Annotated in this window: 1 protein-coding gene; it reads left to right on the top strand. The window is 69.8% G+C overall.

The features are described from left to right. Positions 1 to 23: 23 nt before the first annotated feature. A partial coding sequence (locus EG885_RS22575; RefSeq protein WP_165571287.1) for a gamma-glutamyl-gamma-aminobutyrate hydrolase family protein occupies positions 24 to 255 on the top strand: 232 nt, incomplete at its 3' end.

Here is a 255-nt window from a genome sequence, read left to right as displayed (position 1 = left end):
CCGAAGCGGGCGCAGGGCATCCGATGCTTGACGGCAGGCCCGCCACCTGGACGGCGCCTGCCATGCATTCCAGCGTCGTGACCCGCCTGCCCCCGGGCGGGCGCAGCCTGGCCGCAAACCCCGACACTCCGATCGAGGCCGCCGAGATCCGCCACGGGAACGGCACCTTTTGGGGCGTCCAGTATCACCCCGAGCTGTCCCTGGGCGAAATCGCCGCCTCGACGGCGCATCAGGCGAAAGATGTGATTGACCAGG

Origin of the sequence: Paracoccus nototheniae (genome assembly GCF_004335005.1) — a bacterium.
In the GTDB taxonomy this organism is placed as follows: Bacteria; Pseudomonadota; Alphaproteobacteria; order Rhodobacterales; family Rhodobacteraceae; genus Paracoccus; species Paracoccus nototheniae.
This window is presented reverse-complemented; position numbering and strand designations above follow the sequence as displayed.